General features: G+C 36.9%; 4 protein-coding genes. All 4 read left to right on the forward strand.

Annotated features, from left to right (window positions below; translation table 11 throughout):
- Positions 1–2: 2 nt before the first annotated feature.
- Positions 3–1,232 (forward strand): hypothetical protein, encoded by a 1,230-nt coding sequence (locus tag D6734_08375; GenBank protein ID RMF94184.1) that lies wholly within the window; start codon positions 3–5, stop codon positions 1,230–1,232.
- Positions 1,226–2,065 (forward strand): c-type cytochrome biogenesis protein CcsB, encoded by an 840-nt coding sequence (gene ccsB / locus D6734_08380; protein ID RMF94185.1) that lies wholly within the window; start codon positions 1,226–1,228, stop codon positions 2,063–2,065. The genes D6734_08375 and ccsB overlap by 7 nt, the downstream gene beginning before the upstream one ends.
- A gap of 144 nt (positions 2,066–2,209) precedes the next feature.
- The gene (locus D6734_08385) at positions 2,210–2,560 is read left to right on the forward strand and encodes an aspartate 1-decarboxylase (GenBank protein RMF94186.1); all 351 of its coding nucleotides are present in this window, start codon (positions 2,210–2,212) and stop codon (positions 2,558–2,560) included.
- A gap of 11 nt (positions 2,561–2,571) precedes the next feature.
- Positions 2,572–3,507: a bifunctional riboflavin kinase/FAD synthetase gene (locus D6734_08390; protein ID RMF94187.1), complete on the forward strand. Its 936-nt coding sequence runs from the start codon at positions 2,572–2,574 to the stop codon at positions 3,505–3,507.
- The last annotated feature ends 54 nt before the right edge of the window (positions 3,508–3,561 follow it).

Below are 3,561 nucleotides of genomic sequence, written 5' to 3' on the forward strand. Positions count from 1 at the left end.
AGATTTATGAAATCGGTCTAAAAGCATACAATATCTTTGATAAAGCACAACTTTTTGATATGTATCATTCATGGTGGTTTATTGCATTGATAACCCTTTTTGCTATAAATCTATTTCTTTGCAGTATAAAAAGAATTCCAAATGCCTTAAAATTTTATACTCATCCTTCTTTTGACCATTCAAACGGCAAGATGTTGAAAAAAATTGATTGCCTAAATTCGTCCGTCGAAACATCTGTGGAAAAGTTGAATAAAATTTTGTCTCAAAAGTTTGGCAGCCCTTTGATTAAAAATGAAAATGGTGAAAAGTGCTATCTTTTCCAAAAGGGAAGAATTGGAAGACTGGGTGTATATATTACCCATACAAGCATTTTTATAATTTTTATAGGTGCAATAATCGGTTCTATTGCGGGTTTTAAAGGATATGTGAGTCTTCTTGAGGGCGAAAAATCTTCAACCTACTGGGATGCCAATAAAAAACGGGAAATCCCTCTTGGCTTTGACATTAAATGTGAAAAAGCCTATGTAGAATATTATACAGATATCAGAAGCAGAATGCCAAAGGATTGGCGTAGTGAATTGTCTATTATTAAGGATGGGAAAGTGGTTAAGAAAAAGACAATAGAAGTAAATGACCCATTGGAATACAATGGAATAGTTTTTTATCAATCAAGTTTTGGCGAGGGAGGCGTAAAGAAACTGATTTTGACTATTCAACCCCGTGATGGAAGAAAACCTTTTGTTGTGGAGCTCGATTCTCAAGAGGAAGTAAAAATTGATGATGAGACAAAAATCCGCTTGCTTAGGTTTGTGCCAGATTTTGTAATTTCAGATGGCGAAATCTTTTCAAAATCAGAAGAGCTTGTGAATCCGGCAGCACAAATAGAAATTATTAAAGGAAATGAGAGAAAGAGTCAGTGGATTTTTCAAAAATATCCCGATTTCCATTCTACGGGTAAAGGAGAATATAATATAATTTTTTCATCAGTTGTACCGAAAAATAGGACTGGCTTGCAGGTTGCGAAAGACCCGGGAGTAAATGTTGTCTGGTTAGGTTGTGTAGTTATGCTTTTAGGGCTTTATATATCCTTTTTTGTTCCTCATAAAAGAATTTGGGTAAAATGCACTGATTCTTCAATTTTGGTAACAGGGACTACTTCTAAGAATAAGCCGTCTTTTGAAAATGAGGCGGGATTATTAATGGATGAAATCGAAAGGAGTCTAAAATGTTAAGTTCAAAGCTCTTTGGGGTTGTAATGATTGACTATGTCGTTTGCTCCCTTACATATATATTCTATCTGCCAACTCGAAAAGAGATGGTTGGAAAAGTTGCATCGATTCTTACGCTGATAGGTTTAACGATTCAGACATTTGCTCTTGGCTTGCGGTGGCAGGAATCTTATGAAATGGGACATGGAAGGATTCCATTGACAAATTTGTTTGAATCGATGGTTGTATTATCGTGGCTCATTGTTGTTGTATATGTAGTTACGGAATTAAAATTCAAACAAAAGGTTTTTGGCGCATTCGTCATTCCTTTTGCTCTGATAGCCCTTGCATATACCTCTTTTTTGTCAGATGAGATTGAACCTCTTGTGCCGGCACTTCAAAGTTATTGGCTTCATGCCCATGTTGCAACATGTATGTTGGGATATGCTTCGTTTGCAGTTGCCTGTGGGGTAAGTATTGTCTATCTGATAAAGGAAAGAGGTGAAAGGACAGGAAAGTCAAAAGATAAAGGTTTTTTATCGATTTTTCCTGATATTCGGGTGCTCGATGAAATCAATTATAAGATTGTTGCCATAGGATTTCCCTTTTTGACAATAGGGATAATAACAGGCGCATATTGGGCTCATTATGCATGGGGGACATATTGGAGCTGGGATCCCAAAGAGACATGGTCTTTAATAACCTGGTTTATTTATGCGGCATTTCTCCATTCGCGTTTTACCTATGGGTGGATGGGACGCCGTAGTGCTATATTGTCTGTAGCAGGATTCGTTTCTGTGCTCTTTTGCTATCTTGGTGTGAACCTACTTCTATCAGGATTGCACAGTTATGCATAATTAGAATGTATGAAAATTAAGAGCAAAGAAGCTTGGAAACAGTTGAAGTGAAGATTCAAATAGCTTGACAATCAATGTTTTTTCCTTTATTTTTAGTGAGTTAGCAGATCTGATAAGTTATCAAAGGATCAGGGAGTAGAGAAAATGATTCGCAAGATGTGCAAATCGAAAATTCACAGGGCGACAGTTACTGAGGCAGACCTGCACTATGCAGGAAGCATTACCATTGATGAAGAATTGCTCGAAAAGGCAGATATACTGCCGAATGAAATGGTTCAAGTGCTTGATATAAATAATGGGAATCGACTTGAGACATACGTTGTCAAAGGCGAACGCGGTTCGGGAGTGATTTGTATAAATGGAGCTGCTGCAAGACTTGTCCATAAAGGCGACCTCGTAATTATAATTTCCTATGCCGATTATACTGATGAAGAAGCCCGCAATCATGAGCCGAAAATAATTCTTGTTGATGAAAATAATCGAGCAACTGTGTAGGGCAATGGAGAATGAAGTTAATCAGGGGAGTACCTGATAGACGGCTCGACATCAAAAAATCGGTAGTAACAATAGGTAATTTTGACGGCATACACCTTGGTCATCAGGAAATATTTAATGAACTTCTCGAAACCTCTCGAAGTCTCGATGGGAAGAGCGTAGTCATATCGTTTCATCCCCATCCACTAAAGATCCTTTCCCCTGAGAAATGTCCTCCTCTAATCAATACTATAAGAGAAAAAATTGAGCTTATATCGAGAATGGGCATTGACTATCTCGTATGCATTCGTTTTTCAAAGGAGTTTTCAGAAATAGAACCCGAAAAATTTATCAAAGAAATCTTAATAGACAGAATTGGTATGAAAAAACTCCTTGTGGGTTATGATTTTGGATTTGGCAGGGGAAGGTCGGGCAGCATCGATTTTATAAAGGAAAATTCAAAAAAATTGGGCTATGAAGTCAAAATTATTGAGCCGCTGAAACTTGGAGATGTGATTGTTAGCAGTACGCTTATACGAAATCTTGTGTTGGAAGGAAAGGTTGAAAGAGCAAAGACCTATTTAGGTCGGCCCTTTAGTATTCGTGGAAGAGTAGTTGAAGGAGCGAAACGAGGAAGAAAACTAAACTTTCCCACGGCGAATATTTCTACATTCAATAAAATAATTCCACCTAATGGAGTTTATATTGCGGAAACTTTGATAGATGGGGTAAAATATCCCTCACTTGTAAATGTTGGTACAAGACCAACTTTTCAAGGAAGAGGGACTCTCGTTGAATCCTATCTCCTTGATTTTAACAGAGACATATATGGAAAATTTATTAGGGTTTTTTTCCTTCATTATATAAGAGAGGAGATGAAATTTAAAAATGAAGGAGAGTTGAAAGCAAGAATGCATGAGGACTTAAAAGAGGCAAAAAATTTTTTCAATATTAAAATGACGGAGTAGATTTGAAGAAAAAAATTGTATTTTGGTTCGGCATTATTTTAAGCGCTTTCTTCC

This window comes from Candidatus Schekmanbacteria bacterium (assembly GCA_003695725.1).
Taxonomy (GTDB): Bacteria; Schekmanbacteria; GWA2-38-11; order GWA2-38-11; family J061; genus J061.

Bases quoted from the DNA above. Each gene is read 5' to 3' on its own strand.
- ccsB (RMF94185.1), top strand. From the start codon at position 1,226: ATGTTAAGTTCAAAGCTCTTTGGGGTTGTAATGATTGACTATGTCGTT.
- D6734_08385 (RMF94186.1), top strand. From the start codon at position 2,210: ATGATTCGCAAGATGTGCAAATCGAAAATTCACAGGGCGACAGTTACT.
- D6734_08390 (RMF94187.1), top strand. From the start codon at position 2,572: ATGAAGTTAATCAGGGGAGTACCTGATAGACGGCTCGACATCAAAAAA.